At 69.4% G+C, this 26,650-nt stretch carries 30 protein-coding genes; 19 read left to right on the top strand and 11 right to left on the bottom strand.

Annotated features, from left to right (window positions below):
• Positions 1-3 precede the first annotated feature (3 nt).
• From B7D75_RS24740 to cueR, 7 genes are all read left to right on the top strand, one after another.
• Complete coding sequence (locus B7D75_RS24740; protein WP_107114510.1) at positions 4-2,829, top strand: FAD-binding and (Fe-S)-binding domain-containing protein; 2,826 nt, start codon at positions 4-6, stop codon at positions 2,827-2,829.
• Between the two features lie 213 nt (positions 2,830-3,042).
• A complete protein-coding gene (gene speD, locus B7D75_RS24745; RefSeq protein WP_012077505.1) occupies positions 3,043-3,525 on the top strand; it encodes an adenosylmethionine decarboxylase in 483 nt (160 codons plus the stop codon).
• Positions 3,522-4,652 carry a fused MFS/spermidine synthase gene (locus B7D75_RS24750; protein ID WP_170870640.1) on the top strand — a complete coding sequence of 377 codons (1,131 nt, stop codon included), beginning with the start codon at positions 3,522-3,524 and terminating at the stop codon, positions 4,650-4,652. The genes speD and B7D75_RS24750 overlap by 4 nt, the downstream gene beginning before the upstream one ends.
• 2 nt (positions 4,653-4,654) lie before the next feature.
• On the top strand, positions 4,655-5,512 hold the full coding sequence (locus tag B7D75_RS24755; RefSeq protein WP_053817820.1) for a hypothetical protein: 858 nt from the start codon (positions 4,655-4,657) through the stop codon (positions 5,510-5,512).
• A gap of 17 nt (positions 5,513-5,529) precedes the next feature.
• The gene (gene pmrA / locus B7D75_RS24760) at positions 5,530-6,195 is read left to right on the top strand and encodes a two-component system response regulator PrmA (RefSeq protein WP_003156131.1); all 666 of its coding nucleotides are present in this window, start codon (positions 5,530-5,532) and stop codon (positions 6,193-6,195) included.
• Between the two features lie 23 nt (positions 6,196-6,218).
• A complete protein-coding gene (gene pmrB, locus B7D75_RS24765; protein ID WP_003156133.1) occupies positions 6,219-7,622 on the top strand; it encodes a two-component system sensor histidine kinase PmrB in 1,404 nt (467 codons plus the stop codon).
• A gap of 95 nt (positions 7,623-7,717) precedes the next feature.
• Positions 7,718-8,116, top strand: coding sequence for a Cu(I)-responsive transcriptional regulator (gene cueR / locus B7D75_RS24770; protein WP_012077508.1), 399 nt, complete (start codon positions 7,718-7,720; stop codon positions 8,114-8,116).
• Here the strand turns inward: cueR and B7D75_RS24775 are convergent.
• The 6 genes from B7D75_RS24775 to yedA form a co-directional block, all read right to left on the bottom strand.
• Positions 8,085-8,651, bottom strand: coding sequence for a nucleotidyltransferase family protein (locus B7D75_RS24775; RefSeq protein ID WP_012077509.1), 567 nt, complete (start codon positions 8,649-8,651; stop codon positions 8,085-8,087). The two genes, cueR and B7D75_RS24775, sit on opposite strands and share 32 nt — an antisense overlap.
• Complete coding sequence (locus B7D75_RS24780) at positions 8,648-9,541, bottom strand: EamA family transporter (RefSeq protein WP_034082132.1); 894 nt, start codon at positions 9,539-9,541, stop codon at positions 8,648-8,650. The genes B7D75_RS24775 and B7D75_RS24780 overlap by 4 nt, the downstream gene beginning before the upstream one ends.
• 88 nt (positions 9,542-9,629) lie before the next feature.
• Entirely contained in the window at positions 9,630-10,523 is an 894-nt protein-coding gene (locus B7D75_RS24785) for a PA4780 family RIO1-like protein kinase (protein WP_012077511.1), read from the bottom strand.
• A gap of 123 nt (positions 10,524-10,646) precedes the next feature.
• Positions 10,647-11,828: a cyclic di-GMP phosphodiesterase gene (locus tag B7D75_RS24790; protein ID WP_107114511.1), complete on the bottom strand. Its 1,182-nt coding sequence runs from the start codon at positions 11,826-11,828 to the stop codon at positions 10,647-10,649.
• Between the two features lie 104 nt (positions 11,829-11,932).
• A complete protein-coding gene (locus B7D75_RS24795; RefSeq protein ID WP_034082128.1) occupies positions 11,933-12,178 on the bottom strand; it encodes a hypothetical protein in 246 nt (81 codons plus the stop codon).
• 32 nt (positions 12,179-12,210) lie between these two features.
• Positions 12,211-13,101 carry a drug/metabolite exporter YedA gene (gene yedA / locus B7D75_RS24800; RefSeq protein WP_012077514.1) on the bottom strand — a complete coding sequence of 297 codons (891 nt, stop codon included), beginning with the start codon at positions 13,099-13,101 and terminating at the stop codon, positions 12,211-12,213.
• A gap of 154 nt (positions 13,102-13,255) precedes the next feature.
• Between yedA and B7D75_RS24805 the strand changes: the two genes are divergently transcribed.
• A complete protein-coding gene (locus B7D75_RS24805; RefSeq protein WP_003154292.1) occupies positions 13,256-13,723 on the top strand; it encodes an Lrp/AsnC family transcriptional regulator in 468 nt (155 codons plus the stop codon).
• 322 nt (positions 13,724-14,045) lie between these two features.
• On the opposite strand, the gene B7D75_RS24810 is transcribed toward B7D75_RS24805, so the two are convergent.
• Positions 14,046-15,323, bottom strand: a complete 1,278-nt coding sequence (locus B7D75_RS24810) for an acetyl-CoA C-acetyltransferase (RefSeq protein ID WP_003154295.1) — start codon at positions 15,321-15,323, stop codon at positions 14,046-14,048.
• Between the two features lie 254 nt (positions 15,324-15,577).
• Between B7D75_RS24810 and B7D75_RS24815 the strand changes: the two genes are divergently transcribed.
• Positions 15,578-16,933 (top strand): 3-oxoacyl-ACP reductase, encoded by a 1,356-nt coding sequence (locus B7D75_RS24815; protein WP_107114512.1) that lies wholly within the window; start codon positions 15,578-15,580, stop codon positions 16,931-16,933.
• A gap of 70 nt (positions 16,934-17,003) precedes the next feature.
• On the opposite strand, the gene B7D75_RS24820 is transcribed toward B7D75_RS24815, so the two are convergent.
• Positions 17,004-18,005, bottom strand: a complete 1,002-nt coding sequence (locus B7D75_RS24820) for an AraC family transcriptional regulator (protein ID WP_012077517.1) — start codon at positions 18,003-18,005, stop codon at positions 17,004-17,006.
• Positions 18,006-18,265: 260 nt separating this feature from the next.
• Between B7D75_RS24820 and B7D75_RS24825 the strand changes: the two genes are divergently transcribed.
• From B7D75_RS24825 to B7D75_RS24840, 4 genes are all read left to right on the top strand, one after another.
• Positions 18,266-19,123 carry a MaoC family dehydratase gene (locus B7D75_RS24825; RefSeq protein ID WP_107114513.1) on the top strand — a complete coding sequence of 286 codons (858 nt, stop codon included), beginning with the start codon at positions 18,266-18,268 and terminating at the stop codon, positions 19,121-19,123.
• An 81-nt stretch (positions 19,124-19,204) separates the two neighbouring features.
• Positions 19,205-19,510 carry a nucleotide pyrophosphohydrolase gene (locus B7D75_RS24830; RefSeq protein WP_012077519.1) on the top strand — a complete coding sequence of 102 codons (306 nt, stop codon included), beginning with the start codon at positions 19,205-19,207 and terminating at the stop codon, positions 19,508-19,510.
• Positions 19,507-20,256 (top strand): methyltransferase domain-containing protein, encoded by a 750-nt coding sequence (locus B7D75_RS24835; RefSeq protein WP_107114514.1) that lies wholly within the window; start codon positions 19,507-19,509, stop codon positions 20,254-20,256. The genes B7D75_RS24830 and B7D75_RS24835 overlap by 4 nt, the downstream gene beginning before the upstream one ends.
• Positions 20,257-20,321: 65 nt before the next feature.
• Complete coding sequence (locus tag B7D75_RS24840) at positions 20,322-20,942, top strand: DUF4136 domain-containing protein (protein ID WP_043103808.1); 621 nt, start codon at positions 20,322-20,324, stop codon at positions 20,940-20,942.
• Here the strand turns inward: B7D75_RS24840 and B7D75_RS24845 are convergent.
• Positions 20,927-21,862 carry a glycerophosphodiester phosphodiesterase family protein gene (locus tag B7D75_RS24845; RefSeq protein ID WP_034082291.1) on the bottom strand — a complete coding sequence of 312 codons (936 nt, stop codon included), beginning with the start codon at positions 21,860-21,862 and terminating at the stop codon, positions 20,927-20,929. The two genes, B7D75_RS24840 and B7D75_RS24845, sit on opposite strands and share 16 nt — an antisense overlap.
• Positions 21,863-21,990: 128 nt before the next feature.
• Here B7D75_RS24845 and B7D75_RS24850 point away from each other — a divergent pair, with 128 nt between their 5' ends.
• The 5 genes from B7D75_RS24850 (at position 21,991) to B7D75_RS24870 (ending at position 24,604) form a co-directional block, all read left to right on the top strand.
• Positions 21,991-22,554 (top strand): DUF4136 domain-containing protein, encoded by a 564-nt coding sequence (locus tag B7D75_RS24850; RefSeq protein ID WP_107114515.1) that lies wholly within the window; start codon positions 21,991-21,993, stop codon positions 22,552-22,554.
• 1 nt (position 22,555) lies between these two features.
• Entirely contained in the window at positions 22,556-23,038 is a 483-nt protein-coding gene (locus B7D75_RS24855) for a GNAT family N-acetyltransferase (protein WP_107114516.1), read from the top strand.
• Positions 23,028-23,405 (top strand): DsrE family protein, encoded by a 378-nt coding sequence (locus tag B7D75_RS24860; RefSeq protein ID WP_003095286.1) that lies wholly within the window; start codon positions 23,028-23,030, stop codon positions 23,403-23,405. The genes B7D75_RS24855 and B7D75_RS24860 overlap by 11 nt, the downstream gene beginning before the upstream one ends.
• A complete protein-coding gene (locus B7D75_RS24865) occupies positions 23,402-23,869 on the top strand; it encodes a glycine cleavage system protein H (protein ID WP_053814640.1) in 468 nt (155 codons plus the stop codon). Before B7D75_RS24860 ends, B7D75_RS24865 begins: the two co-directional genes overlap by 4 nt.
• Before the next feature lie 114 nt (positions 23,870-23,983).
• Positions 23,984-24,604: a GrpB family protein gene (locus tag B7D75_RS24870; RefSeq protein ID WP_052178117.1), complete on the top strand. Its 621-nt coding sequence runs from the start codon at positions 23,984-23,986 to the stop codon at positions 24,602-24,604.
• 143 nt (positions 24,605-24,747) lie between these two features.
• On the opposite strand, the gene B7D75_RS24875 is transcribed toward B7D75_RS24870, so the two are convergent.
• Positions 24,748-25,281 carry a hypothetical protein gene (locus tag B7D75_RS24875; RefSeq protein WP_053806843.1) on the bottom strand — a complete coding sequence of 178 codons (534 nt, stop codon included), beginning with the start codon at positions 25,279-25,281 and terminating at the stop codon, positions 24,748-24,750.
• A 2-nt stretch (positions 25,282-25,283) separates the two neighbouring features.
• Positions 25,284-25,652 carry a hypothetical protein gene (locus B7D75_RS24880; RefSeq protein ID WP_079976517.1) on the bottom strand — a complete coding sequence of 123 codons (369 nt, stop codon included), beginning with the start codon at positions 25,650-25,652 and terminating at the stop codon, positions 25,284-25,286.
• A 274-nt stretch (positions 25,653-25,926) separates the two neighbouring features.
• Between B7D75_RS24880 and B7D75_RS24885 the strand changes: the two genes are divergently transcribed.
• The gene (locus tag B7D75_RS24885) at positions 25,927-26,646 is read left to right on the top strand and encodes a carbon-nitrogen hydrolase family protein (RefSeq protein ID WP_107114517.1); all 720 of its coding nucleotides are present in this window, start codon (positions 25,927-25,929) and stop codon (positions 26,644-26,646) included.
• Positions 26,647-26,650 lie beyond the last annotated feature (4 nt).

Here is a 26,650-nt window from a genome sequence, read left to right on the forward strand (position 1 = left end):
CCGATGAGCCTGCCGATTCCCTTTCTCGAGACCGTCGAGCGGTTGATACCGCGCGAACGCCGCTTCGACGACCCGCTGTCGACCCTGGCCTTCGGTACCGACGCCAGCTTCTACCGGTTGATTCCCAAGCTGGTGCTGCGCGTCGAAAGCGAGGACGAGGTCGCCGCGATCCTCTCCGCCGCCTGCCGCGAGCAGGTCCCGGTGACCTTCCGCGCCGCCGGCACCAGCCTCTCTGGCCAGGCCATCAGCGACTCGGTGCTGCTCGTCCTCGGCGACAACTGGAATGGCCGGGAAATCCGCGCCGACGGCGCGCAGATACGCCTGCAGCCGGGTGTCATCGGCGCCCAGGCGAATGCCTGGCTGGCGCCGTTCGGCCGCAAGATCGGTCCCGACCCGGCCTCGATCAACGCCTGCAAGATCGGCGGCATCGTCGCCAACAACGCCAGCGGCATGTGCTGCGGCACCGCGCAGAACAGCTATCACACCCTCGCCGGCCTGCGCCTGCTACTGGCTGATGGCACCCGCCTGGACAGCGAGGACCCGGCCAGCGTCGCGGCCTTCCGCGCCAGCCACGGCGAACTGCTGGAACGGCTCGCCGAACTCGGCCGCGAGACCCGCGCCAACACCGAGCTGGCCGCCAGGATCCGCCACAAGTACCGGCTGAAGAACACCACCGGCCTGTCGCTGAATGCGCTGGTCGACTACGACGAGCCGCTGGACATCCTCACCCACCTGATGGTCGGCTCCGAAGGCACCCTCGGCTTCATCAGCGCGGTGACCTACGACACCGTCCCGGAGCATCCGCACAAGGCCTCGGCGCTGCTGGTGTTCCCCACGGTGGAAAGCTGTTGCACCGCGGTCGGCGTGCTCAGGCAGCAGCCGGTCTCGGCGGTGGAACTGCTCGATCGGCGCAGCCTGCGCTCGGTGGAGAACATGCAGGGCATGCCGGAATGGGTGAAGGACCTGTCCGCCAGCGCCTGCGCCCTGCTCGTCGAGTCCCGCGCGGCGAGCGGCACGCTGCTGCGCGAACAGCTCGGACGGATCATGGCCTCCATCGCCGAATATCCGCTGGAGAAGCAGGTCGATTTCAGCGAGGACCCGGCGGTGTACAACCAGCTCTGGCGCATCCGCAAGGACACCTTCCCGGCTGTCGGCGCGGTACGCGAGACCGGCACCACGGTGATCATCGAGGACGTCACCTTCCCGGTCGAGCAACTGGCCGAAGGGGTCAACCGCCTGATCGCGCTGTTCGACAAGCATCGCTACGACGAGGCGATCCTCTTCGGCCACGCGCTGGAGGGCAACCTGCACTTCGTCTTCACCCAGGGCTTCGACTCGCCCGAGCAGATCGCCCGCTACTCGGCGTTCATGGACGATGTGGCGCACCTGGTGGCGGTGGAGTACGGCGGCTCGCTGAAGGCCGAGCATGGTACCGGGCGCAACATGGCGCCCTTCGTCGAACTGGAATGGGGCCAGGACGCCTACCGGTTGATGTGGCAGCTCAAGCACCTGCTCGACCCGCGCGGCATCCTCAACCCGGGAGTGATCCTCAGCGACGATCCGCAGAGTCACCTGAAGAACCTCAAGCCGCTGCCGGCCGCCGACGAGATCGTCGACAAGTGCATCGAGTGCGGCTTCTGCGAACCGGTCTGCCCCTCGCGCGGACTGACCCTCACGCCGCGCCAGCGCATCGTCATCTGGCGCGACATCCAGGCGAAGAAACGCGCCGGTGTCGATACCACGGCGCTGGAGCGCGACTACCGCTACCAGGGCATCGACACCTGCGCCGCCACCGGCCTCTGCGCCCAGCGCTGCCCGGTGAACATCAACACCGGCGAGCTGATCCGCAAGCTGCGCGGCGCCGACGCCCGCCACGGCGGTGGCGCCACCTGGCTGGCGCGCAACTTTGCCGGCGCCATGCGCGGTGCGCGCTTCGCCCTGCTCGCCGCCGACGGCGCCCGGCGCCTGCTTGGCGCGCCCCTGCTGGCCAGGGCCAGCCGCGGCCTCAGCCAGGCCAGCGGCGGCCGCGTGCCGCAATGGACGCCGGCGCTGCCGCAGCCGGTACGCCTGGCAGCGCCGCCTGCCCCGCTCGACGACGGGCGGCCACGGGTGGTCTATCTCGCCGCCTGCGTCTCGCGCGCCATGGGTCCGGCCTCCGGCGACGAAGAGCGCGAGCCGCTGCTGGACAAGACCTGTCGCCTGCTGGAAAAGGCCGGCTACCAGGTGGTGTTCCCCGACAACCTGGACAACCTCTGCTGCGGCCAGCCATTCGCCTCCAAGGGCTATGCGAAACAGGCCGACGACAAGCGCGACGAATTGCTCGCCGCCCTGCTCCAGGCCAGCCGCGGTGGCCTCGATCCGATCTATTGCGACACCAGCCCCTGCACTCTGCGCCTGATCCAGGGCCTGGACGACCCACGGCTGCGGATCCACGATCCGGTGAAGTTCATCCGTACCCACCTGCTCGAACGCCTGGAATTCGTCCCACAGGAGGCGCCGGTGGCGGTGCACGTCACCTGCAGCACCCAGCACCTGGGCGAGAGCCAGGCGCTGATCGACCTGGTCGGTCGCTGCACCCGCGAGGTGGTGGTTCCGGAAGGCATCCACTGCTGCGGCTTCGCCGGCGACAAGGGTTTCACCACTCCGGAGCTGAACGCCCACTCCCTGCGCAGCCTGAAGGACGCCGTGCAGCATTGCGAAGAGGGCGTCTCCACCAGCCGTACCTGCGAGATCGGCCTGAGCCAGCACGGCGGGATCGACTACCGCGGGGTGGTCTACCTGGTGGACCGGGTGACCCGGGCGAAGGGCGCGCCTCGGCAGAGCGAATGACCGCCTCGCGGTCATTCGCCGGGGCATGCCCCGCAAAGGCGGCGGATAGCGTCGCTGGCGCTATTCGCCCTACGTCAGGCGAAATGGGTGCTCCGGCGTCGCTCGACCGGGCCGGGCAAAAAATCCGTCGTTAAGCACCCCTTAAGTCAGCCGCGCCTATCGTGCCTTCCAGCGCGAGGACAACCCTCGCCGAAACGGAAGCAGGAGGCCTTCATGGCAATTCAACCGTTGCGACTCGACCCGATCACCGTGCTCGGCAAGCAACTGGTCATCGAGCTGTTCGACTGCGTCGACACGCGCTTCGACGATATCCAGTGGATCGAGGAAAGCATGCTCGAGGCGGCCCGCCAGGCCAACGCCACCATCATCACCTCGGCCTTCCACAAGTTCAGCCCGATCGGCATCTCCGGCGTGGTGGTGATCGCCGAGTCGCACCTGGCCATCCACACCTGGCCGGAATACGGCTACGCCGCGGTCGACGTGTTCACCTGCGGCGACGTGCTCGACGGCGCCCAGGCCGTGCGCGTGCTCAGCGAGCGCCTGGGCAGCCAGCGGCACCTGATCTCGAGCATGGACCGCGGCCTCGGCGGCCACCGCCTGGGCCTGCTCAGCCGGAGCCTGGCCGGCAATGCCCCGGTCGACGGAGACAGCCCTACCCTGCGCTGGGCGCTGGGCCAGGGCACGGGGGTGGCATGATGGACACGCCGATCGAACGCGCCCCGCTGACTCCCGACCTGAGCCAGGCCCGCTACGCCGTCGACCTTACCGGCCTGGTGCCGGCGGAGGTCGCCGCGACACTGCCGCCGCTGCCGCCGAACCACTTCTACTTCTATCCGCCGGACCCGTTGCTGGAAGGCGACGGCGCGATCACCGCGGTCGAGGACAGCGATCCCTTCGACCAGTACGTCTACCGCCTGCGCCGGGTGCTCTACCAGGGCCGCACGCGCTGGCAGAACGTGCTGATCGCCGACACCTACAACTACGACCGCGTGCTGATGCTCGACGGCGCTATCCAGAGCGCCGAGAGCGACGAGTCGCTGTATCACGAGCTGCTGGTGCAGCCGGCCATGCTCGCCCACGACGAACCGCGCGACGTGCTGATCATCGGCGGCGGCGAGGGCGCCACCCTGCGCGAGGTACTGGCCCATGCCAGCGTACGGCGGGCGGTGATGGTCGATCTCGACCAGGAACTGGTGGAACTGTGCCGCGAACACCTGTTCCAGTGGCACCAGGGCGCCTTCGACGACCCGCGCTGCGAACTGCTGGCCGAGGACGGCCGCGCCTATCTCGAACGCGACCCGTCGCTCTTCGACGTGGTCATCATCGACGTCGTCGACATGCTCGACAACGGTCCGGCCCAGGCCCTCTACACCCGCCAGTTCTACGAATTGCTGCACGCGCGCCTGCGTCCGGGCGGAGTGGTCGCGGTGCAGGGCCTGGAGTTCTCCCACAGCGACGACAAGCCCCACGCTGCTCTCGCCCGCACCCTGCGCAGCGTCTTCGCCCAGGTCCACAGCTACCGCGCCACGGTGCCTTCGTTCCTCTCGTCCTGGGGCTTCCTGCTGGCCTCCGACTGGCTCGAGCCGAACCACTGGCCGGCCGAGGACATCGACCGGCGCATCGAACGCAAGCTCGGCCCGCAGTGGCTCGACCACCTCGACGGCGACTACCTCAAGGCCTGCTTCGTGATGGACCGCGAAACCCGCTTCCTGCTCGCCCAGCCGGGGCCGGTCCTGGAGGATGGCGTGCCCTTCGTCGCACCGCCGGACATCGAAGAGATCGAATTCGGCCCGGCGCAACTGCCGGCCCTGGCGAGGACCTGAGGATGCCCGCCGCCCCCCTGGCCAGCGTCCCGCTGGCCCCGCCCGCCGCGCCCTGCCTGCTGCACCGGGTGCGCTTCAGCCCCGGCACCGACAGCGGCGGCCTGCCACTGCTGGCCCGCCTGTACGACCCGCAGCCGGCTCTGGCGCTGCTGGCGCAGCGCAGTGAGCTGGCGGAAAACGATGAATTGCCGGCGACCGCCGGCGACGACGAACTGCTGGTGGTCTTCGCCAGCGCCGGCCTGCAGACCGGACATGCCTGGCGCCAGCGCCTGGAAGCCTGGATGGCCGCCGCCGAGGGCGACCGCCAGCCGACCCTGGAGGCGCCGTCGTTCGGCGAGCGGGTGCTGTGGCGCCCCGGTCGCGCGCTGATCATCGGCAATCCCGAGCGGTGCCGGGAGCTGCTCGACGGGCTGGTCGCCTTCGCCTGGTACGAAAGCCGCCTGCGCCGGCTCGAGGACGAGACCGCGGCGGCCTGGGAACCGGCCCAGGCCGACATCGAACTGACCCAGCTGCCGCGCGCCGGCCACCTGTCGCGCCAGGCACACGTGAACGAACAGGTGCGACGCACTACACTCTGGCGCATGGGCTACACCCGCCTGGAGTCGCACCTGGAGAAAGCCCCCGCGCACCTCGACGGCGCGGTGCGCCGGCTGTACAACGAGCTGGCCCTGCAGGCCGAGGTCCATGATCGGCTGGCGACCCTCGACGACCGCATCGAAGTGCTGCAGGACCTGTACGAACTGGCCACCGACCGCCTCGGCGAATACCGTTACTTCCGTGGCGAGTTGCGGGTCGAATGGCTGATCGTCGCCCTCCTCCTGCTGGAGGCCGCCCTGAGCCTGTGGGAATTCCTGGATTAGCGATTGAGAGGTCTGCGATGAGAATACTGCTGGCCGAGGACGACCTGCTGCTCGGCGACGGCATCCGCGCCGGGCTGCGCCTGGAAGGCGATACCGTGGAGTGGGTGACCGACGGCGTGGCCGCGGAGAACGCCCTGGTCACCGACGAGTTCGACCTGCTGGTGCTCGACATCGGCCTGCCGCGTCGCAGCGGCCTGGACATCCTGCGCAACCTGCGCCACCAGGGCCAGCTCACCCCGGTGTTGCTGCTCACCGCGCGGGACAAGGTGGCCGACCGCGTCGCCGGCCTCGACAGCGGAGCCGACGACTACCTGACCAAGCCCTTCGACCTCGACGAACTGCAGGCGCGGGTCCGCGCCCTGACCCGCCGCACCACCGGTCGCGCCCTGCCGCAACTGGTGCACGGCGCGCTGCGCCTGGACCCGGCGACGCACCAGGTGACCCTCGCCGGCCAGGCGGTGGAGCTGGCGCCGCGCGAATACGCGCTGCTGCGCCTGCTGCTGGAGAACAGCGGCAAGGTACTCTCGCGCAACCAGCTGGAGCAGAGCCTCTATGGCTGGAGCGGCGACGTCGAGAGCAACGCCATCGAGGTCCATGTCCACCACCTGCGGCGCAAGCTCGGCAACCAGTTGATCCGCACCGTCCGTGGCATCGGCTACGGCATCGACCAGCCGGCCTCCTGAAACCGCCCACCGGAGTCGTCCCGATGTCCCGTGCCGCCGTTCCCTCCGTCCGCAGGCGCCTGCTGGTCAACCTGCTGGTCGGCTTCGTGCTCTGCTGGCTGAGCGTGGCGGCGCTGACCTACCACGTCTCGCTGAAACAGGTGAACCGCCTGTTCGACGACGACATGGTGGATTTCGGCGAAGCAGCCCTGCGCCTGCTCGACCTCGCCAGCGAAGACCAGGCCGGCGAGGACGGCTCGATCAACCAGATCATCGAGCGCAGCCGCGAAGCGATCCAGGGCCTGCCCCTGCTGCGCCGCGAAAGCGCCCTCGGCTATGCCTTGTGGCGCGACGGCCAGCCTTTGCTGGCGAGCCTAAACCTGCCGCCGGAGATCACCGCCCAGGGCCCCGGCTTCAGCACCGTCGAGGCCCAGGGCACCAGCTGGCGGGTGCTGCAACTGAACATCGACGGCTTCCAGATCTGGATCAGCGAGAACCTGATCTACCGCCAGCACACCATGAACCTGCTGCTGTTCTACTCGCTGTTCCCCCTGCTGCTGGCCCTGCCGCTGCTCGGCGGGCTGGTCTGGTTCGGCGTCGCCCGCGGCCTGGCGCCGCTGCGCGAGGTGCAGGCGGAAGTCCAGCAGCGTTCCGCGCGGCACCTGCAACCCATCGCCCTGGACCAGGCGCCGCTGGAAATCCATGGCCTGATCACCGAGCTCAACCTGCTGCTGGAACGCCTGCGCGCCGCCCTCGAGGCCGAGCGCCGGCTGACCAGCGATGCCGCCCATGAGATCCGTACGCCGCTGGCCAGCCTGCGTACCCACGCCCAGGTCGCGCTGCGCTCGGCGGACCCCAAGGCGCATGCCCGCGGCCTGCTGCAGGTGAGCCGCAGCGTCGAGCGGATCAGCACCCTGATGGAACAGATCCTCCTGCTCGCGCGCCTCGACGGCGACGCCCTGCTCGAACAGTTCCATCCGATCAACCTGGCCACCCTGGCCGAGGACGTGCTCTCGGAACTGGCGCCCCAGGCCATCGACAAGGACATCGAGCTGTCGCTGCACCAGGAGGCCGTGTACGTGATGGGCATCGACCTGTGGCTGCGGGCGATGGTCGGCAACCTGGTGGGCAACGCCCTGCGCTACACCCCGGCCGGCGGCCAGGTCGAGATACGTGTCGAGAACCGCGCCCAGCATGCCGTGCTGCGCGTGTGCGACAACGGCCCCGGTGTAGCGCAGGAAGAACAGCAGGCGATCTTCACCCGCTTCTACCGCAGCCCCAGCACCAGCAGCGGCGAAGGCAGCGGCCTTGGCCTGCCGATCGTCAAGCGTATCGTCGAACTGCATTTCGGCAGCATCGGCCTCGGCAAGGGGCTCGACGGCCACGGACTGGAAGTCCAGGTGTTCCTGCCCAAGACCCGGCCGGAGACATCGCGGACGCCCAGCTGAGCTTGGCGCGCCGCGCACCTGCGCATATCTGATAGCCTGCGCCGTCGCCGCGAAAGGGATAGGCTAACGGCTTCGCAACCTCCCAGGAGATTCCGATGAACATCGGTGAAGCGGCGAAGAAAAGCGGTCTGACGCCGAAGATGATCCGCTACTACGAATCGATCGAACTGCTCAAGCCGGCCGGCCGCAGCGCCAGCGGCTATCGCCACTACAACGACAACGACCTGCACACCCTGGCGTTCATCCGCCGCTCGCGGGACCTCGGCTTTTCCCTCGACGAAGTCGGCAGGCTGCTGACCCTCTGGCAGGACCGCCAGCGCGCCAGCGCCGACGTCAAGGCCCTGGCCGCCCAGCATGTGCGCGAGCTGAACCGCAAGATCGAGGAGCTCAGCACCCTGCGCGACACCCTCAAGGACCTGGTCGAACACTGCCAGGGCGACCACCGTCCCGACTGCCCGATCCTCAGGGACCTGGAGTCAGGCTGCTGCCACTGATCCGCAACAGCGGCCAGCGCGCCGTCCAGTCTTTCTCCCGCAGGCGCTGCCGATAGAGTTCCGGCTTGCCGGCGAAATGCGCCGTCGGCCGCACCCGCAGCGCCAGCAGATCGTCGACGCCCAGCGGCGCCAGCAGTTCCAGGCGCTCGCCGGCCAGGCGCAGCGCCACCGCCGTGCACGCCTCCGGCCAGTGGCACAGCGCGTCGGCGCAATCGCGGTAGGGCCGGTCGCCGTTGCGCAAATGCATGCGCGCCTGATTCTTAACCGACCAGGGCGCCGCGCGGCGACGCCGCAAAGCAGCCTCGAAGGCCACGTCGGCCCGTGGATCGAGCTCGTCGGCGGCGAAATACAGCACGTCGATGTCCGCCAGCGGCGTTGCCTCGCGGTAGCCGTGCAGGCGGTCCCACACCGCGTTGCGCACGAAGCCGGCGCCAATCCAGGCATCCTCCGGCCCGACCTCGCGCAGTGCGCGCAGCAGGCCCATGCGCCAGGCATCGGCGGCGACCAGTGCGAGGATCTCCTGCGCCGAGGTCATCCCGTGCGCCGCGCCGACCAGGCGAAGCGCCGCAGGACGCCGGCCGGCAGCAGGGCGATGGCCAGGCCGGCGAACACCAGCGCGCAGGCCAGCAGGCTGTCGGGGTCCAGGTGTTCGCCGAGCAGCAGCCAGCCGGCGAGCAGGCCCGACACCGGCACCGCGAGGGCGAATGGCGTGACCAGGCTGGCCGGGTAGTGGCGCAGGAGGAAACTCCAGATGGCGAAGCCCACCGTGGTCGCGCCGAAGGCGATGTAGAGCAGCGCGCCGAAGCCGCCCCAGCTCATGTGCAGCACGGCCTGCTCGATGGCCCGGGGACCTTCGAACACATAGGAAAGCGCCAGCAGCGGCAGCGGCGGGACCAGGCTGACCCAGCAGATCAGGCGCAGCATGTCGGTGGCCCCGGAGCGCTTGGTGGCGATGTTGGCGAAGGACCAGGCCAGCGCCGCCGCGATCACCAGCAGGAACGCCAGCAGGCTGTCGCCCAGCGGCCGCTCCAGGCCGATCAGGAGCAGCCCGGCCGCCGCCAGCAGCAGGCCGAACAGGCCGCGCGGCGAAGGTCGCTCGCCCAGCCACAGGGCGGCGATGAGGATGGTGAAGAACACCTGGCTCTGCAGCACCAGCGAGGACAGCCCGGCCGGCATGCCCTGGGCCATGCCGACGAACAGCAGGCCGAACTTGACCACCCCGAGGAGCACGCCGATCAGCAGGATGCGGCCCGGCGGAGCCGGCAGCGGGCCGCGCAGGAACAGCAGCGGCAGCGCCGCCAGGGCGAAGCGCAGGGCGCAGAACAGCAGCGGCGGGAAGTCGCCGAGACCGACCTTGATCACGACGAAGTTCAGGCCCCAGATCAGGGTGACCAGCAGGGCCAGCAGGATATGCGCGACGGGCATGGGAGGCTCCGGAAAAACTCGGCCCACGCTAGCAGGTGCGGCGGCGGCGGTCGCGGTACAGATGGCGGGAAAAACGCCCGCCAGGCATTCACTGCAACCAGGGCGGCGGCGGCTCCTCGCGGTTGCCGCGCGGCTCGTCCTCGGCCTGGCGCTGGGCCTGGCGGCGCGCCTCCTCGCGTTGCGCGGCCTCGATCTCGCGGAGCACCGCGCGCACGTCGGCGGCCTCCTCCGCTTCGACGAAGGTACCGCTGAGCGGGGTTTCCGGCGTCAGCCTGCCGGCTTCGTAGAGCGCCCACATTTCCCTGGCGTAGCGGGTCTGCCTGAGTTCCGGGGCGAAGCGGCCGAAGTAGGCGGCCATGTTGCCGACATCGCGTTCGAGCATGCTGAACGCATGGTTGTTGCCAGCCGCGTCGACCGCCTGCGGCAGGTCGATGATCACCGGACCGTCGGGCCCCAGCAGCACATTGAACTCGGAGAGGTCGCCGTGCACCAGGCCGGCGCAGAGCATGGCGACGATCTGGCGGATCAGGAAGGCGTGGTGGCGACGCGCCTCGTCGGCGTCCAGCGTCACGTCGTTGAGACGCGGCGCGGCGTCACCCTCGGCATCCGTCACCAGCTCCATCAGCAGCACGCCGTCGAGGAAGTCATAGGGCTTCGGCACCCGCACGCCGGCTCCGGCGAGGCGGAACAGCGCCGCCACCTCGGCGTTCTGCCAGGCCTCTTCCTGCTCGCGGCGGCCATATTTCGAGCCCTTGGCCATGGCCCGCGCCTGGCGGCTGTTGCGCACCTTGCGGCCCTCCTGGTACTCGGCGGCCTGGCGGAAGCTGCGCTTGCTGGCCTCCTTGTAGACCTTGGCGCAGCGCAAGCTGTCGCCGCAGCGCACCACGTAGACCGAGGCCTCCTTGCCGCTCATCAGCGGGCGCAGGACCTCATCGATCAGGCCGTCTTCGACCAGCGGTTCCAGGCGTCTGGGTGTCTTCATCGGTGCTACGCGGTTCCTCGGGGCAGGATGGAAGGCAAGGGGTCTGACGTTATACGGCAAACGCCGTGCCGAGCACAGCCGGGCGCAGCGGCTTTCCGCCGGACTGCGCACGGGTCGGCGCACTCAGGCCGGCGGCGGCGCGGTGATCTCGATGCTTTCCGCCACCTGCTCCAGCCGCTGCACCTCCACGTCCAGCGCCTCGGCGCTGTCGGCGTAGCGCCGGGCGACCTCGGCGAAGGCGTCGGCAACGGCGACGAAGGCCTTCACCAGGCGCGGGTCGAATTCGCTGCCGGCGCCGGCCTGGATCAGCAGCACCGCCTCGGCATGCGCCAGCGGCGTGCGGTAGGCGTGCCGGCTGGTCAGTTCGTCATAGCGATCGGCGATGGCGACGATCCGCGCCGCCAGGGGAATCCGTTCTCCGGCCAGGCCTTCCGGGAAGCCTCGGCCGTCCCAGCGCTCGTGGTGGCTGTAGGCGATCTGCCTGGCGAAACGGAGGAACCCGGAAGGTTGGCCGAGCCGGCGCTCGGCATCGGCCAGGGCGTCGCGGCCGACGCGGGTGTGGGCCTGCAGCAGGGCGGTGTCGGCGGCGTCGAGCTGGCCTGGGTTGAGCAGCACCCGGTCGGGCACCGCGACCTTGCCGATATCGTGGAGCAGCGCCGACTTGCTCAGCAGTTCGACGGCCTCAGGGGTCAGCGCGTCGGCGAACGCCGCCTGCGTCGCCAGCCGCTCGGCGAGCAGCCGGACGTAGCGCTCGATGCGCGGCAGGTGGCGGCTGCGCGGGTTGTCGCGGAGATCGCCGAGGGTCGCCAGGGCCTCGATGGTGACGTCCTGCAACTGCTGCAACTGGCGCGTACGGCGGCGCACCTCCAGCTCCAGGTATTCGCTCTTGTCGCGGAGGAAGTCGGCCGTGGCCTTCAGTTGCAGATGGGTGCGAACCCGCGCCAGGACGATCGGCGGGCTCACCGGCTTGCTCAGGTAGTCCACCGCGCCCAGCGCCAGGCCGCGCTGCTCGTCGGCCTGCTCGGCGCGGGCGGTGAGGAACATCAGCGGGATATCGCGGGTCAGCGGATCGGCCTTGAGCCGCTGGCAGACCTCGTAGCCATCCATCCCCGGCATGCTCACATCGAGCAGGATCAGGTCCGGCCGCGGCTCCTCGCGCGCCGCGCGCAGCCCGGCCGTGCCGCTGTCGGCGGTGCGCACGCGGTAGCGCTCCTCGAGCAGCTCGCGCATCAGCAGCAGGTTGTCCGGGGTGTCGTCCACCACCAGCACGAGCTCCTGCTCGGACCTGTCCAGCATGCTTTCCATCGCCCCTCCGACCTTCGCGACGCGGCCGCCCGGCGGCCGTCACTCCGTATTGAAGACGCTGATGGAAACTTCTGCACGCCCGGCCAGGCATGCCAGGCGACCGTTCAGGGCGTCAGGCGGAACCGCAGCAGCGAATCCTCAGGCTCGGCGCCGCTCTCCGTCTCGCCGAAGGCGCGGCGTTCGAGCGGGTCCTGGCCGAAGTACTCCTTGATCGGCGACTCGATGGCCTTGCCGCCAGGACTCACGTGACTGGCGCAACCGCCAAGGAACACCAGGACCACACCGATGACCAGCGCTTTCATCTTCGTACCCCCGTCTGCCCGGCCCGTCCGGACGCTGCGCCGCAGCATGGCGCAGCGCGGCTTAGGGATCGCTTAAGGATTCAGGCGGCGGCGCGGCTGGCGCGCCACTGGGGCAGGCCGATGAGCACCACGGCGCTGATGATCACCACCATCGCCAGAGCTTCCATGCCACCGATGTGCTCGCCGGCGAACAGGGTACCGAGCAGCACCGCCACCGCTGGGTTGACGTAGGCGTAGCTGGTGGCGGCCGCCGGGCGCACGTTGCGCAGCAGGTACTGGTAGGCGCTGAAGGCGATGATCGAGCCGAACAGGATCAGGTACACCAGCGCCAGCCAGCCGCTGGTGCTCGGCCAATGCTCCATGCGCTCGCCGCTGGCCAGGCTGCCGACCAGCAGCACCGCGCCGCCGACCAGCATTTCCGCGGCGCTGGCCATCGGCCCGGCCGGCAGCGACAGGCGCCGGCTCCATACCGAGCCGAAGGCCCAGGAAGCGGCGGCGAACAGGATCAGGCCGGCGCCGGCGGGGCTGGCCTGGAGGTTCGAGCCGAGGTTGAGCAGGACGATGCCGGACAGCCCGAGGACGATGCCGCCCCACTCCAGGGTGGTATTGCGCTGGCCGAAGAGCTGGCTGAACAGCAGGGTGAACAGCGGCACCGTGGCCACCGCCAGGGCCGCCACTCCGGAGGACACGCCCCAGTGCTCGGCCACCGTCACCCCGCCGTTGCCACAGCTGAGCAGGAGGATCCCGACGATCCCCGCCCCACGCCACTCGCGCCAGGTCGGCAGCGGCGCGCCGCGCCAGCGCAGCCAGGCGAACATCAGGCCGCCGGCGATGACGAAGCGCACCCCGGCCATCAGCATGGGCGGCCAGGACTCGACGCCGAAGCGGATCGCCAGGTAGGTGGAGCCCCAGATGAAATACAGGGCGAAGAACGCACCGAGAAGCAACAGCGGAATGCGACGGGCTGGCATGGAGGACACTCGATAGGACGGGCAGGAGAAAGACCTCATTTTATGAGCCCGCTACCCGGCGGTTAAGGCACAGCCGCTGGTTATCGCGGCGTAACACTTTTCTTTCCACGGAAATCGGCCATGCTTTCCGTCGATTCGACAATCGGGATCCACCATGGACAAATATGACCGCGCGCTCCTCGCCGCCCTGATCGACAATGGCCGCCTGACCTTCGCCGAACTGGCCCGGCGCATCAACCTGTCGCCGCCGGCGGTGGCCGACCGGGTCGCCAAGCTGGAGGCCGAAGGGGTGATCACCGGCTACCACGCCTCGGTGAACCTGGCCAAGCTCGGCCTGCCCATCGAGTGCGTGATCGAACTGCGGATCACCGAGAAGGATTGCCAGTCGGTGCTCGACGAACTGGCGCGGATTCCCCAGCTGACCCTCTGCCACCGGATCACCGGCGACGCCTGCGTGCTGATGAAGGCCGCCGTGGCCTCGATGCCGGAGCTGCAGGACCTGATCGACCGGCTGATGAAGTTCGGCATCAGCAAGACCTCGATGATCCTCTCCACCCCCTTCGCCGACCGCCAGCCGGCGAGCCTGCGGGGACAGGACGGGAATGGCGGATACGCGGCGTGAGCCCTTCGCCGGGGTTATCCGGCAGGCGTCGGGATCCGTACCTCATCGCCGCCACGAACCCGAAGCGTAGGGCGCATAACGCCAACGGCGTTATCCGCCGCAGCGGCACTCCCGGCCGATAGCGGAGCCGCCCTCACCCCAACTCTCTCCCTGAAGAGAGAGGGGATTATCCGTACAAGCGTCGAATTCGCTGTCTCCAACGCCGCCGACGAACCCGAACCGTAGGGCGCCGGCAAAAAAAAGGCGGTCCCGCTCGCACGGCACCGCCCAAGTCACGGAGTTGCTTACATCGTCGAGCGACAACGCCGCTCGCCCTATTGGATTACCGTTCGATGATCGCGGTCACACCCTGCCCACCGGCCGCGCAGATGGAGATCAGCCCGCGCCCCTGTCCAGCCGTCGAAAGCAGCTTGGCCAGGTTGGCAACGATCCGCCCGCCGGTGGCGGCGAACGGGTGGCCGGCGGCCAGCGAGCTGCCCTTGACGTTGAGCCTGCCGCGGTCGATCGAGCCCAGCGGCTGCTCGAGGCCGAGACGCGTCTTGCAGTACTCGGCATCCTCCCAGGCCTTCAGGGTGCAGAGCACCTGGGCGGCAAAGGCCTCGTGGATCTCGTAGTAGTCGAAGTCCTGCAGGCTCAGCCCGTTGCGCGCCAGCAGCCGCGGCACCGCGTAGACCGGCGCCATCAGCAGGCCTTCCTCGCGGTTGACGAAGTTCACCGCCGCCGCCTCGCCATCCTTGAAGTAGGCCAGGATCGGCAGGCCGCGCGCCTTCGCCCACTCCTCGCTGGCCAGCAGCACCACCGAGGCGCCGTCGGTCAGCGGCGTGGAATTGGCCGCCGTGAGGGTGCCACGCGCGCCGCGCTCGAACACCGGCTTGAGGGTGCCGATCTTCTCCAGGTCGATATCCGGGCGCAGGTTCTGGTCGCGGGTCAGGCCGCGGAACGGCGTCATCAGATCGTTCTGCCAGCCTTCGTCGTAGGCCGCGGCCAGCTTGTGGTGGCTCTCGAAGGCCAGCCTGTCCTGCTCGTCGCGGGGGATCTGCCAGGTCTGCGCCATCAGTTCGCAGGATTCGCCCATCGACAGCCCGGTACGCGGCTCGCCGTTGCGCGGGATGGCCGGGACCACATGGCGCGGGCGGATCTTCAGCAGGCTCTTTAGTTTGTCCAGGTTGCTCTTGCCACGGTTGGCCTCGAGAAGGATCTTGCGCAACCCTTCGTTGACTCCGATCGGCGCGTCGGACGTGGTGTCGACGCCGCCGGCGATACCGCTGTCGATCTGCCCGAGAGCGATCTTGTTGGCCACCAGGATCGCCGCCTCCAGCCCGGTGCCACAGGCCTGCTGGATGTCGTAGGCCGGGGTTTCCGGGGCCAGGCGCGAGCCGAGCACGCATTCGCGGGTCAGGTTGAAGTCGCGCGAGTGCTTCAGCACAGCGCCGGCCACCACCTCGCCAAGGCGCTCGCCGTGCAGGTTGTAGCGTTCCACCAGACCTTCCAGCGCGGAAGTGAGCATCTCCTGGTTGCTCGCCGTGGCATACACGGTGTTCGAGCGGGCGAAGGGAATACGGTTGCCGCCGACAATGGCGACCCGGCGCAGCTGGGTCATGGAAGAACTCCTTGCTGGAATCGTTTACGCCGAGCCGAGGCTCGACCCGTTAACTGAGCGGTCAGTGGCGCACAGGCTAACCTTAGCCGGTCGCGTCGCATTGGCCGCCCTGCCGTTATCCCGGTCAGCGCGGTCAATTGCGGCGAACAGGTGGCTGCGTAGAGTTGTCCACACTGTTACCCGCGTTCCCTCGGCATCGTTGGCCGGCGGAATCCACCTTCAGCCTTGGAGCCTTTCCACCGGGAGCTCGTTCCATGACCGATCGTTACATCGCCTTCGCCAACTCCCCCGTCGGCCGCCGCCTGGTTGGCGCCGTCGGCCTTCCCTCCCCGCTGCGCCTGGAGCGCTGGCAGGCCGGCCGGGTGCGGCCGGTGGACGGCCCGCTGGTGATCGGCGGGAACGGCGCGCTGGCCGAGGCCGTGCTGCCCTTCGCCGGCAAGCTGACCGACGCGGTATTCGCCGCCGTCGAGGGGCAGTTCGACCTGCCGCGCTGGACCGCCGAACACAGCCCGCGGGCCAAGGCGGTGCTGTTCGACGCCAGCGGCCTGACCCGCTTCGAGCAGCTGGTAGCGCTGCGCGACTTCTTCCAGCCGGTGCTCAAGGGCCTCGACAAGTGCCCGAAAGTGGTGGTCCTCGGACGCGCCCCGGAATCCCTCAAGGACCCGGTCGCCGCCAGCGTGCAACGCAGCCTGGAAGGTTTCACCCGGTCCCTGGGCAAGGAAATCCGCCGCGGCGGCAACGTGCAGCTGCTGTACGTCGGCAAGGGCTCCGAGGACCAACTGGAAGGCGCGCTGCGCTTCTTCCTCTCGCCGAAGAGCGCCTACGTCTCCGGCCAGGTGATCCGCCTCGCCGCCAACAGCGCCCAGGTCCACGACTGGAGCAAGCCACTGGCCGGCCAGCGCGCGCTGGTCACCGGCGCCGCCCGCGGCATCGGTGCGGCCATCGCGGAAACCCTGGCGCGCGACGGCGCCGAAGTGGTGCTGCTCGATGTGCCGCCGGCCAGGGACGCCCTCGAAGGCCTCGCCGCGCGCCTCGGCGGCCGCGCCGTGGCCCTCGACATCTGCGCCGCCGACGCCGGGCAGAAGCTGGTGGACGCGCTGCCCGACGGCATAGACATCGTCGTGCACAACGCCGGGATCACCCGCGACAAGACCCTGGCGAAGATGAGCAGCGACTTCTGGAATTCGGTGATCGATGTCAACCTCAATGCCCCGCAGGTGCTGACCCAGGCTCTGCTCGACGGCGGCAAGCTGCACGACAACGGCCGGGTGGTGCTGCTGGCCTCCATCAGCGGCATCGCCGGCAACCTCGGGCAGAGCAACTACGCGGTGAGCAAGGCCGGCCTGATCGGCCTGGCCCAGGCCTGGGCGCCGGCCCTGGGCAAGCGCGGCATCACCATCAATGCGGTGGCGCCGGGCTTCATCGAGACGCAGATGACCGCCGCCATCCCGCTGACCATCCGCGAGGCCGGCCGGCGAATGAACTCCATGAGCCAGGGCGGCCTGCCGCAGGACGTCGCCGAGACGGTGGCCTGGTTCGCCCAGCCATCGTCCGGCGCGGTCAGCGGCCAGGTGCTGAGGGTATGCGGGCAGAGCCTGCTGGGGGCTTGAGGCGGCCCTGTCGCCCACGGCGACGGCCTCCCGCACCGGGAAAACGCCGGCAGCCCCCTGCGGGCAGGTCCTAGCCGCGTCCCTGTTGCCCGCGCCGGCGGAATTCCACCGGCGTCTCGCCGACCCAGCGCTTGAACGCGCGATAGAAGGTGCTCGGCTCGGAAAAACCGGTGCGTTCGACGATCACTTCGATGCGCTCGTCGGTCTTCAGCAGCAGTTCCTTGGCCAGGCGGCAGCGGTAGTCGGTAACCAGATCGTTGAAGCGCACCCCGGCCATCGCCAGGCGTTCGCGCAGACGTCGGGCCGGCATGCCGAGGCGGGCGGCGACCTGCTCCAGGGTGGCGCCGCCGTCCACCAGCAGTTCGCCGATCAGTTCGCGAACCTGGCGCACCAGGTCCAGGCGCTCGACCTCGGCCAGTTGCCGGCGCGCCAGCGACTCGTGCATGCGCAGCAGTTCCGGGGCGGCATGGCGCGAGGGCTTGTCCAGCACCGCGGCGTCGAACACCAGCGCGTAGCGCGGCATGCCGAGGATCGTCGGGCAGCCATAGACCGCGCGGTAGCGCTCCATCGGCGCGCCGGTTTCGTTCATCAGTTGCACTTCCAGCGGCCTGAACTCGCCCTCGGTGAGCGCACCGAACAGGCGGATCACCGCGCCGGCGAGCATTTCCGGGAAGTGCCGGTTGATCGCCGGCGATTCGCCCAGCGACAGCACCGCGCGCTCGCCCTCCACCTCCAGTTGCGCCTGCAGGGTGTCGGACAGCAGGCGTACATAGCGCAGGGAATGGCGCAGGCCGGCGCCGAAGGTATCGCTGGAGAGGAACAGGTATTCCAGGAGCAGGCCGTGGAACGCCGGCAGGTGCTCGGCCAGGTGCAGGCCGACATGCTCTTCGCCGCACTCCTCGGCGGCGGCCTTCCAGAACAGGTTCTGTGCGGAATGGGGGAAACGGCCGGCCGGCAGGCCACCCGGCGGCAGCCCGACACGGACCAGGACCCGGTCCGGATCGCAGCCGCTGGCGCGCAGGGCGTCGATCACCGGGCGCATCAGCGCTACATCGTCGGTCAGATCACGCATGGTGTTTTTTCTAGTTATCCATGGGGCGGGCCCATCTTAGGCAGCTTTGCCGTCCCCTCTCAAGGAGAGGCCATAGAAATAACCCAACCCGCAGGATGGAAAAACCCTCAGATCGACTAGCCACCGGCGTGGTCGAAAATCTCGATGCAGACGCATCCCGGAGCCGATTGACCGCCCTGCCAGCGGCGCCGGCCAGGCGGCCAATGCCTGCGCCGGGAGCTCGACTAAGCTGACAGCCACCTATTTCGAGGAGATGTCCAATGCCCACCGCCTGGCTCGACCTGCCCGCCCCACCCGCCCTGCCCGGCCTGTTCCTGCGCGCCGCACTGCGCCGCGGCATCCGCGGCAAGGCCCTGCCCGAGCGCGGCCTGCGCAGCCAGGTCACGGTGGACCCGAAGCACCTCGAGCGCTACCGCCAGGTCTGCGGCTTCCGCGACGACGGCCTGCTGCCGCCGACCTACCCGCACATCCTCGCCTTCCCGCTGCAGATGGCGCTGCTCACCGACCAGCGCTTCCCCTTCCCGCTGCTCGGCCTGGTCCACCTGGAGAACCGCATCGACGTGCTGCGCGCGCTCGGCGGCCTCGGCCCGTTCACCGTGAGCGTGGCGGTGGAAAACCTGCAGCCGCACGACAAGGGCGCCACCTTCAGCATCGTCACCCGCCTGGAGGACCAGCTCGGCCTGCTCTGGATCGGCGACAGCAAGGTACTCTGCCGTGGCGTCAAGGTAGCCGGCGATATTCCGCCGAAAGCCGAGCAGGAGCCGCTGCCGCTGGAGCCGGTCGACAACTGGAAGGCGCCCGCCGACATCGGCCGGCGCTATGCCCGTGCCGCCGGCGACTACAACCCGATCCACCTGTCGGCCCCCAGCGCCAGGCTGTTCGGTTTTCCCCGCGCCATCGCCCATGGCCTGTGGAACAAGGCGCGCAGCCTGGCCGCCCTCGGCGAACGCCTGCCGGCCTCGGGCTACCGGGTCGAGGTGCGCTTCCAGAAGCCGGTGCTGCTGCCGGCCAGCGTCACCCTGCTGGCCAGCGCGGCGGCGGCGGACGGCCAGTTCAGCCTGCGCGGCAAGGACGACCTGCCGCACATGGCCGGCCAGTGGAGCCAGCTACAGGGCTGACGCCGGTCCGCCATGCCTTGAAGCTTCGGGCGCAAAGCCCGAAGCTATGCGGCTGCTTCCCGCCACCGCGAAGAACCCCGCATGAACCTGCACGAACTCACCGCGCGCCTGCACGCCATCCGCGACCGCAACGACTGGCGCCAATTCCACAGCCCGAAGAACCTGGCCATGGCCGCCAGCGTCGAGATGGCCGAACTGGTGGAGATCTTCCAGTGGCTGACCGAAGAGCAGTCGCGCACGCTGCCGGCCGACCAGCTCGAGCACGCCGGCCAGGAAGTCGGCGACATCGTCCTTTATCTATTGCTGTTCTGCGCGGAAACCGGCCTCGACCTGGAACAGGTGGTGCGCGCCAAGCTGGCTGACTGCGAAAGGCGCTTCCTGTCATGAGCGACCGCCACTTCGACGAGCTGGCGACGCGCTTCGCCGAAAAGATCTACGGCGGCGCCAAGGGCGCGATCCGCCTCGCGGTGCTCCAGGCGGACCTCGCCGAGGCGCTGCCGCAGCGGCCGCTGCGGGTCCTCGACATCGGCGCCGGACTCGGCCACATGTCGCTCTGGCTGGCCGCTCGCGGCCACCGCGTGACCCTCGCCGAGCCGGCGCAACCCATGCTCGACGGCGCCCGCCAGCGCTTCGCCGAGGCCGGGCAGGCCGCCGAATTCATCCAGGCGCCCTGGCAGGAACTGCCCGGCCAGCTCAGCGAGCCCTACGACCTGGTGCTCTGCCACGCCGTGCTCGAGTGGCTGGCCGAACCCCATGCGATCCTGCCAGTGCTGCACCGACTCTGCGCACCCGGCGGCTGGCTGTCGCTGGCCTTCTACAACCGCGACGCGCTGATCTACCGCAACCTGCTCAAGGGCCACTTCCGCAAGCTGCGCAAGGAACGCTTCGCCGGCGAGGGGCGGAGCCTGACCCCACAGCGCCCGCTCGACCCGCGCGAGCTGGAACAGGCGCTGGAAACGCGCTGGCGCATCGAGGCGCGCAGCGGCGTACGGGTGTTCCACGACTACATGCCGAGCGAGTTCCAGGCCAAGGCCGAGCCGCTCGACCTGGTGGAAATGGAACTGGCCTACCGCCGCCATCCGGCCTTCGCCGGGCTCGGTCGCTACCTGCACTGGCTGTGCCGACCGCAATGAAAGGCGCAGAATGCGGTCTGAGCCTGCAAGGGCCGCCGTCGTAGCGCGGCCACGGAGCGTCGAGCATGCCATCGCGACTGTTGATCCTGCCGTTACTCGCCAGCCTGGCCGTACTCGCTGCCTGCCAGGGCGACAATCCCTATCGCGCCAGCGCCCTGCCCTACCCGCCGCAACCGGCGGCGGCGGCCAATCCCGGCCTCGACCCCGGCGCCTACCCGGCGGCGCCGCGCGACTACGCCCGCTACCGCAGCTGGGACTGGGCCGCCGCCGGGATCAGCGGCTTTCCCCAGGGCCTGGACGACAACCAGCTACGCGACGCCGTCAGCCAGCAGCTCGATCAACGTGGCCTGCGTCCGGCCCGGCCGGGCACGGCCGCCGACCTGAAGGTCAGCGCCTTCCTGCGCAACGAGCTGCGCACCCGCCAGGTCACCGACTACTACGGCGGCTACTACGGCAACTACGGCGGCTGGCGCGATCCCTGGTACGGCTATGGCGCCAGCTACCCGGTGACCCGCAGCTACACCGTGCAGGTCACCGTGGTTCGCGTCGAGCTGGCCGACGCCCGCAGCGGCCAGCCGGTGTGGGGCAACAGCGCCGAGTTCGACTCCGGCGACTCCGCCAGCGAACAGGCCAAGGCCCTGCGCGAGGCGGTGAAGCGGGCGCTGTCGAACTACCCGCCGGGCTGATCGGCAAGCGCCCGGCGGCGGATCGCCTCCATTTTCCTCGGCGAGTTGGTCATCACCGCATCGGCCCCCAGGTCGCGCGCGGTGCGATAGTCCGCCGCGGTCTCGATGCCGAACATCACCACCTTCACCGGCTCGCGACGTACGCAGTCCATCGCCTTGCGCGTCCACAACCGCGCCGCCGGCACCCGGTAGGACGACTCGCCGAGGGTGAAGCGCTCGGTCACGGTCAGTTCGCGGCGCAGCTCGATGCCCATCCAGGTGCCCGCGGCCGGCGGCGTCTCGCAGCGCTCGCCAAAGGCCAGGCCGACCAGGCGGTTGCGCGTGGCGTCGCGGCTTTCGAACTGCTGTGCCTTGTCCGCGTAGCGTCGCGCCAGGTAGTCGTTGGCGGCCTTCTCGGTGGAATAGAAACGCACCCGCGACCAGGCCTGCTGGAGCTCCAGCTCGCGGGCCACGGCGTCGACCAGCGGCTCCACCGGCACCGACTTCATGTCGAGGAACACCGGCACCTGCGGCGGGATCACCCGCAGCGCCTGGCGCAGCGTGGGGATCGGCAGCGGCTTCTGGCGATAGGGATAGCTGCCGTCCGCGGCCTTGAACATGTAGCCGGCGTTCAGCTGCGCCAGCTCGGCCAGGCTCGACTGGCCGACCGCGCCGGCGCCCTGGGTCAGCGCGGCGAGATCGGCCGGACGGTAGAGCACCGGATGGCCATCGGCGCTCAGCTGTACCGACAGCCACAGCGCATCGCTGCCATTGTCCAGCGCCTTGCGGATCGCCAGCAGGGTGTTTTCCGGGTAGTCCGCGGTGCCGGCGCGATGGGCCACCAGCAACGGGCCCGGCGCATCCGCTGGCGGTACCGAGCGCGCCTGCGCACATGCGGTCAGCGTCAGGCCGACGCAAAAGATCGCAACACTTCGATTCATATCCACTCCCCTTCACCTGTATGGCGCTTTCGCGCCGACGTTTTCTCTAGAGACGTTTCGACGCCGCGTTTCCTCTTGCCTTTCATCCGGCGCTGAGCTTGGATGTGAACTCTGACTGGAGAAAAACCATGATCCGCCGAATCCTGCTGCTCGGCCTGTTCCTCAGCCTCGCAGCCTGCGAAACCACCCAGCTCGACCGCGACTTCGACAGTTCCCGCGACTTCGCCGCCTACCGCAGCTGGAGCTGGTCGCAACCCGCCTTCGTATACCGCCCCGACGATCCGCGCATCAAGAGCGACCTCACCGAGCAACGCATCCGCGAAGCCGTCGCCCAGCAGATCGACCAGCGCGGCCTGCGCCCGGCGCAGGGCAACGCCAGGGGCGACGTCACGGTGCGCGCCTACCTGATCGTCGACGATCGCCAGGACCAGATCACCACCAACTACGGCGGCGGTTACTGGGGCGGCTACTGGGGAGGATACTGGGGCGGCCCGGCGATGGCCGAGACGCGCACCGTGAATTACAAGGTCGCCACCCTCCAGGTCGACCTGTTCGACGGCCGGGACGGCAAGCTGGTCTGGCGCGGCAGCGGCGAGCAGATCATGCGCACCAGCCCGCCGAGCCCGGCCGAGCGCGAGCAGGCGATCCGCGAGACGGTGCAGAAAATCATGTCGCAATACCCGCCGCGCTGACATGCAGCTCAGCCACCGCCCGGTGGAGACCGGCGACCTGGAGACGGTCGTCGGCTTTCCCCAGGACCGCGACGAACTCTTCTACTGCTACCCCAAGGCGATCTGGCCGTTCAGCATCGCCCAGCTGGCCGCCGCCATCGCCGAACGCCGCGGCAGCAGCGTGGCCGTGCATGACGGGCGGGTGGTCGGCTTCGCCAATTTCTACCAGTGGCGGCACGGCGACTTCTGTGCCCTCGGCAACATGATGGTGGCACCGGCCGCGCGCGGCCTGGGCGTGGCCCGCTACCTGATCGGGGTCATGGAAAACCTCGCCCGCGAGCAGTACAAGGCGCGCCTGATGAAGATCTCCTGCTTCAACGCCAATGCCGCCGGGCTGCTGCTCTACACCCAGCTCGGCTACCAGCCGCGCGCCATCGTCGACCGTCGCGACCCGGACGGCCGGCGCGTGGCGCTGATCCAGATGGACAAGTCCCTTGAACCCTGACACCCACGCCCAGCGCGTCCTCATCATCGTCTCCAGCGGCCCGAGCACCCCGGCCCGCTGCGCCGCGCCCTTCCACACCGCCACCCTGCTGGCCTGCATGGACGCCGAGGTGACCCTGTTCCTCAGCGGCGAAGGCGTGCAGTTGGCGCGCCGCGCCGTCGCCGACCAGTTGCGCGCGCTGGACGGCGGCGAGCCGCTGCGCCACTTCATCCGCCAGGCCCGCGAGGCCGGCGCGCGCCTGCTGATGTGCCGCCAGCCCGGGGTGAACATCGACGAAAGCGAACTGATCGAGGAACTCGACGAGATCTCCAGCGGCGGCGAACTGGCACGGCTGATCCTCGAATCTGAGCGGGTGCTGACCCTATGAGCGCGAACCTGCACGGCCTGGAATTCCCCGACGGGCTGTTCTACGCCCCGGACTACAACCTGTGGCTGCGCGAGGAGACCGACGGCAACCTGACCCTCGGCCTGAGCGCCTACGGCTGCGCGCTGTACGGCGAGATATTCGCCTTCACCCCCAAGCGCGACGGCTGGCACATCGTGCGCGACCGCAGCTTCGGCGTGGTCGAATTCGCCAAGGCCGCCTCCTCGGCCCGCAGCCCGCTGGCCGGGACGCTGGTGGCGAGCAACGCGGCGGTGGTCAAGCGCCCGGCTCTGATCAACCGGGATTGCTACGGCGAGGGCTGGATGGTGCGGCTGCAACCGGACGACTGGGCTTCGGCGAAGGGCGCGTTTCTCCAGGGAGAGGCGGCGCGGGAGGCATTCGCGCAGCGGATGCGGCTGGATGGGTTCGATCCGCAGCATCCGGGGGTGCAGGCGCTGGATTTCTGAGATTCCCCGGGCTTACTCGCACTCTGCATGATCGGCGGATAACGTCGCTGGCGTTATTCGCCCCACCCCAGGTTCCCATCATCTCCAATCTCCCGAATCTCCCCGGAGCCCGCCATGCCCCCACCCCAACCGCCCCGCTTCGACGGCCAACGCTGGAGCAACGCCGACGACGACCGCATCGAGGTGCTGCCTGCCGACCCCGTCTGGCCGCAACGCTTCGCCGCCGAGGCCGAGGCCATCCGCGCGGCGCTGGCGCTACCCGGGCTGGGTATCGAGCATATCGGCAGCACCGCGGTCCCCGGGCTGGACGCCAAGCCGATCATCGATATCCTCCTGCTGCCGCCGCCCGGCCATGATCCGCGACGACTGGTAGCCCCCCTGGAGGGCCTCGGCTACCGGTTCTGGCACGAGAACCCGGACACCCAGCGGATGTTCTTCGTCAAAGGCATGCCGCCCTTCGGCGATGGCCGCAGCCACCATGTGCATGTCATGCCCCTGGCCGAGGCCGACCGCTACCTGCTGTTCCGCGACTGGCTGCGCAACCACCCCGACGACGCCCGCCTCTATGCCGAAACCAAGCATGCCTTGGCCCGCCGCCACCCGACCGACCGCGAGGCCTACACCCGTGGCAAGGACGAAGTCGTCGCACGGATTCTCGGCCGGGCGCTGGCGCCAAACGACACCGTCGCTAACGGCGGTCGCGAAGGAAGCACGATTCAGGGCGCGAGGGGCTGATATCGCCTTGATGAATCTTTCCGACAATACCCCCGGCGATTTCCCCGCGGCTCACGCCCGGGGACAACCTCCACCGTTGTGCTCCATCCCGAGCTTCATGCCGAATTCATGGCTGCCGGCCCGGTCGCGAACCGGCAGCCCGCTCACTCGCGGAATTGCAGTCCGATACGGGCTCGGCAGGCGCGTCTCTCCAGGCTGCCTTCCTTGAAAGCGCCGCAGGCGCGATCCTTCAAAGGCAGCGCCTGCTCGACCACGCTCACCCGCACCCTGTTCGCGGGTTGTCGCCGCTCGGCGGGTCGCGGCGCCTGGCGCAGGCTGAGCAGGTTGTCGGCCCCGCGTGGCTGGTAATTGCCATCGTTGTATACGGTCTGGCGCATGGCGGGAGCGGCGCTTTCCTCGATGGCCTGCGGCAGGGTGCTGGTGTTGCGCCGCGCCACCTCCTCGACGATCCTGTCCCAGTCCTTTCTCACGGCCGGGTCTTCGTCCCGCAGCGCCGGCCGGTTGCCATCCTCGGCCACCAGCGGGCTGGCGCCCGCCCGGAACAACGCCCCCGCCGCCAGCAGCGCCGCCAGGGTGATGCCGCCACCGATCGCCGCGAATACCAGCCAGCCGGCACCCACCCCTTGCCGGGAAGCGCGCCCGAGACGTGCCGGCGCGTCGCTGCGATCCGCCCGCATGCTCAGTAGAGCCCGGTGGCGCTGCCCGGCTCGAACAACGGCACCTGGTTGGCCAGGATCATGTTGTAGCTGAGCATGAACGGCACCCCGCCGTCGCCTTCGACGATCTGGCTGACCCAGCCGATGGGGTTGTTGAACAGCGAGCCGTCGGGACTGAGCACGCCGACGGCGGCGCTGTCCGGGTCGCCGTCCCAGGTCACGTCGCCCCAGTGCCAGCCGAGGCCGCGCACGTACTGCGCACCGAGCAGCGCGCCGAGGGCGAAGATCGCCGCGTCGTCGAGACTGCGCCCCTGCTCCCTCGCATCGCGCACGTAGTCGGTGACGGCAGCGACGATCTGCGCCGGCGTCTCGTCCGCGGCGACGCCGAGCAAGGCGAGCCCCTGTGTCTGCAAGTCCGCCAGTTGCTGTTGCAGGTCCGTTGAAAGCGGATTGATCTCGGCCATCCCTGTTCTCCCGAGGCAAGCGTGCGCACCCGTCCGTCGGGCGCGCCATGAAGCGCGTTATCTTACGGCTTCGCGCCGGCAAAAGCGCCCATCCCATGGCACCTGGCGGAACCGCCGAGCCAAACGCAGCGCAGTCGCCTCTTCCCGGTCACGCCGCCTTGGGCTCTACTGGCGACTCTACGCCCCTGCCCGAGACAGCCCCATGTCACTGATTGCCGCCGCCCAGAGCCGCGCTCACCCCGCCGACCTGCCGCGCAACCTGGCCGACCACCTGCGCCTGATGCGTCTCGCCCAGGCACGGGGCGTGCGCCTGCTGGTGTTTCCCGAACTGTCGCTCACCGGCTACGAACCCACCGCTGCCGCCGCCCTCGCCCAGCCGGCGGACACCCCCCTGCTGCAACCGCTGCGCCAGCTCGCCGAACAGGCGCGGATGACCACAGTGGTCGGGCTGCCGCTGCGCTCGCCGAAGCACGCCAAGCCGCTGATCGCCGCCCTGGTCCTCGGCGCCGACGGCAGCCTCGGCGTCTATGCCAAGCAGCACCTGCACCCGGGCGAAGAACGCCATTTTTCAGCCGGCGAAGGCGGCCCCCTGCTGGAGATCGACGGCCTGCCGGTGGCGCTGGCGGTGTGTGCCGACTTCAGCCAGCCCAGCCACCCGGCCCACGCCGCTCGCGCCGGCGCCCGTCTCTACATCGCCAGCGCGCTGATCAGCGAGAACGGCTACCCGGCCGATTCGGCCATGCTCGCCGGTCATGCCCGCGAGCACGGAATGGCCGTGCTGCTGGCCAACCATGGCGGGCCGACGGGTGGCTGGAAGGCGGCGGGTAGGAGTGCGTTCTGGAATGAGCGGGGAGCGTTGGTCAGGGAGACGACGGGGACGGGTGAGATGCTGCTTCTGCTGGAACGGGCCTTGATCCTGTGAAACT

Source organism: Pseudomonas paraeruginosa (assembly GCF_003025345.2).
Classification (GTDB): Bacteria; Pseudomonadota; Gammaproteobacteria; order Pseudomonadales; family Pseudomonadaceae; genus Pseudomonas; species Pseudomonas paraeruginosa.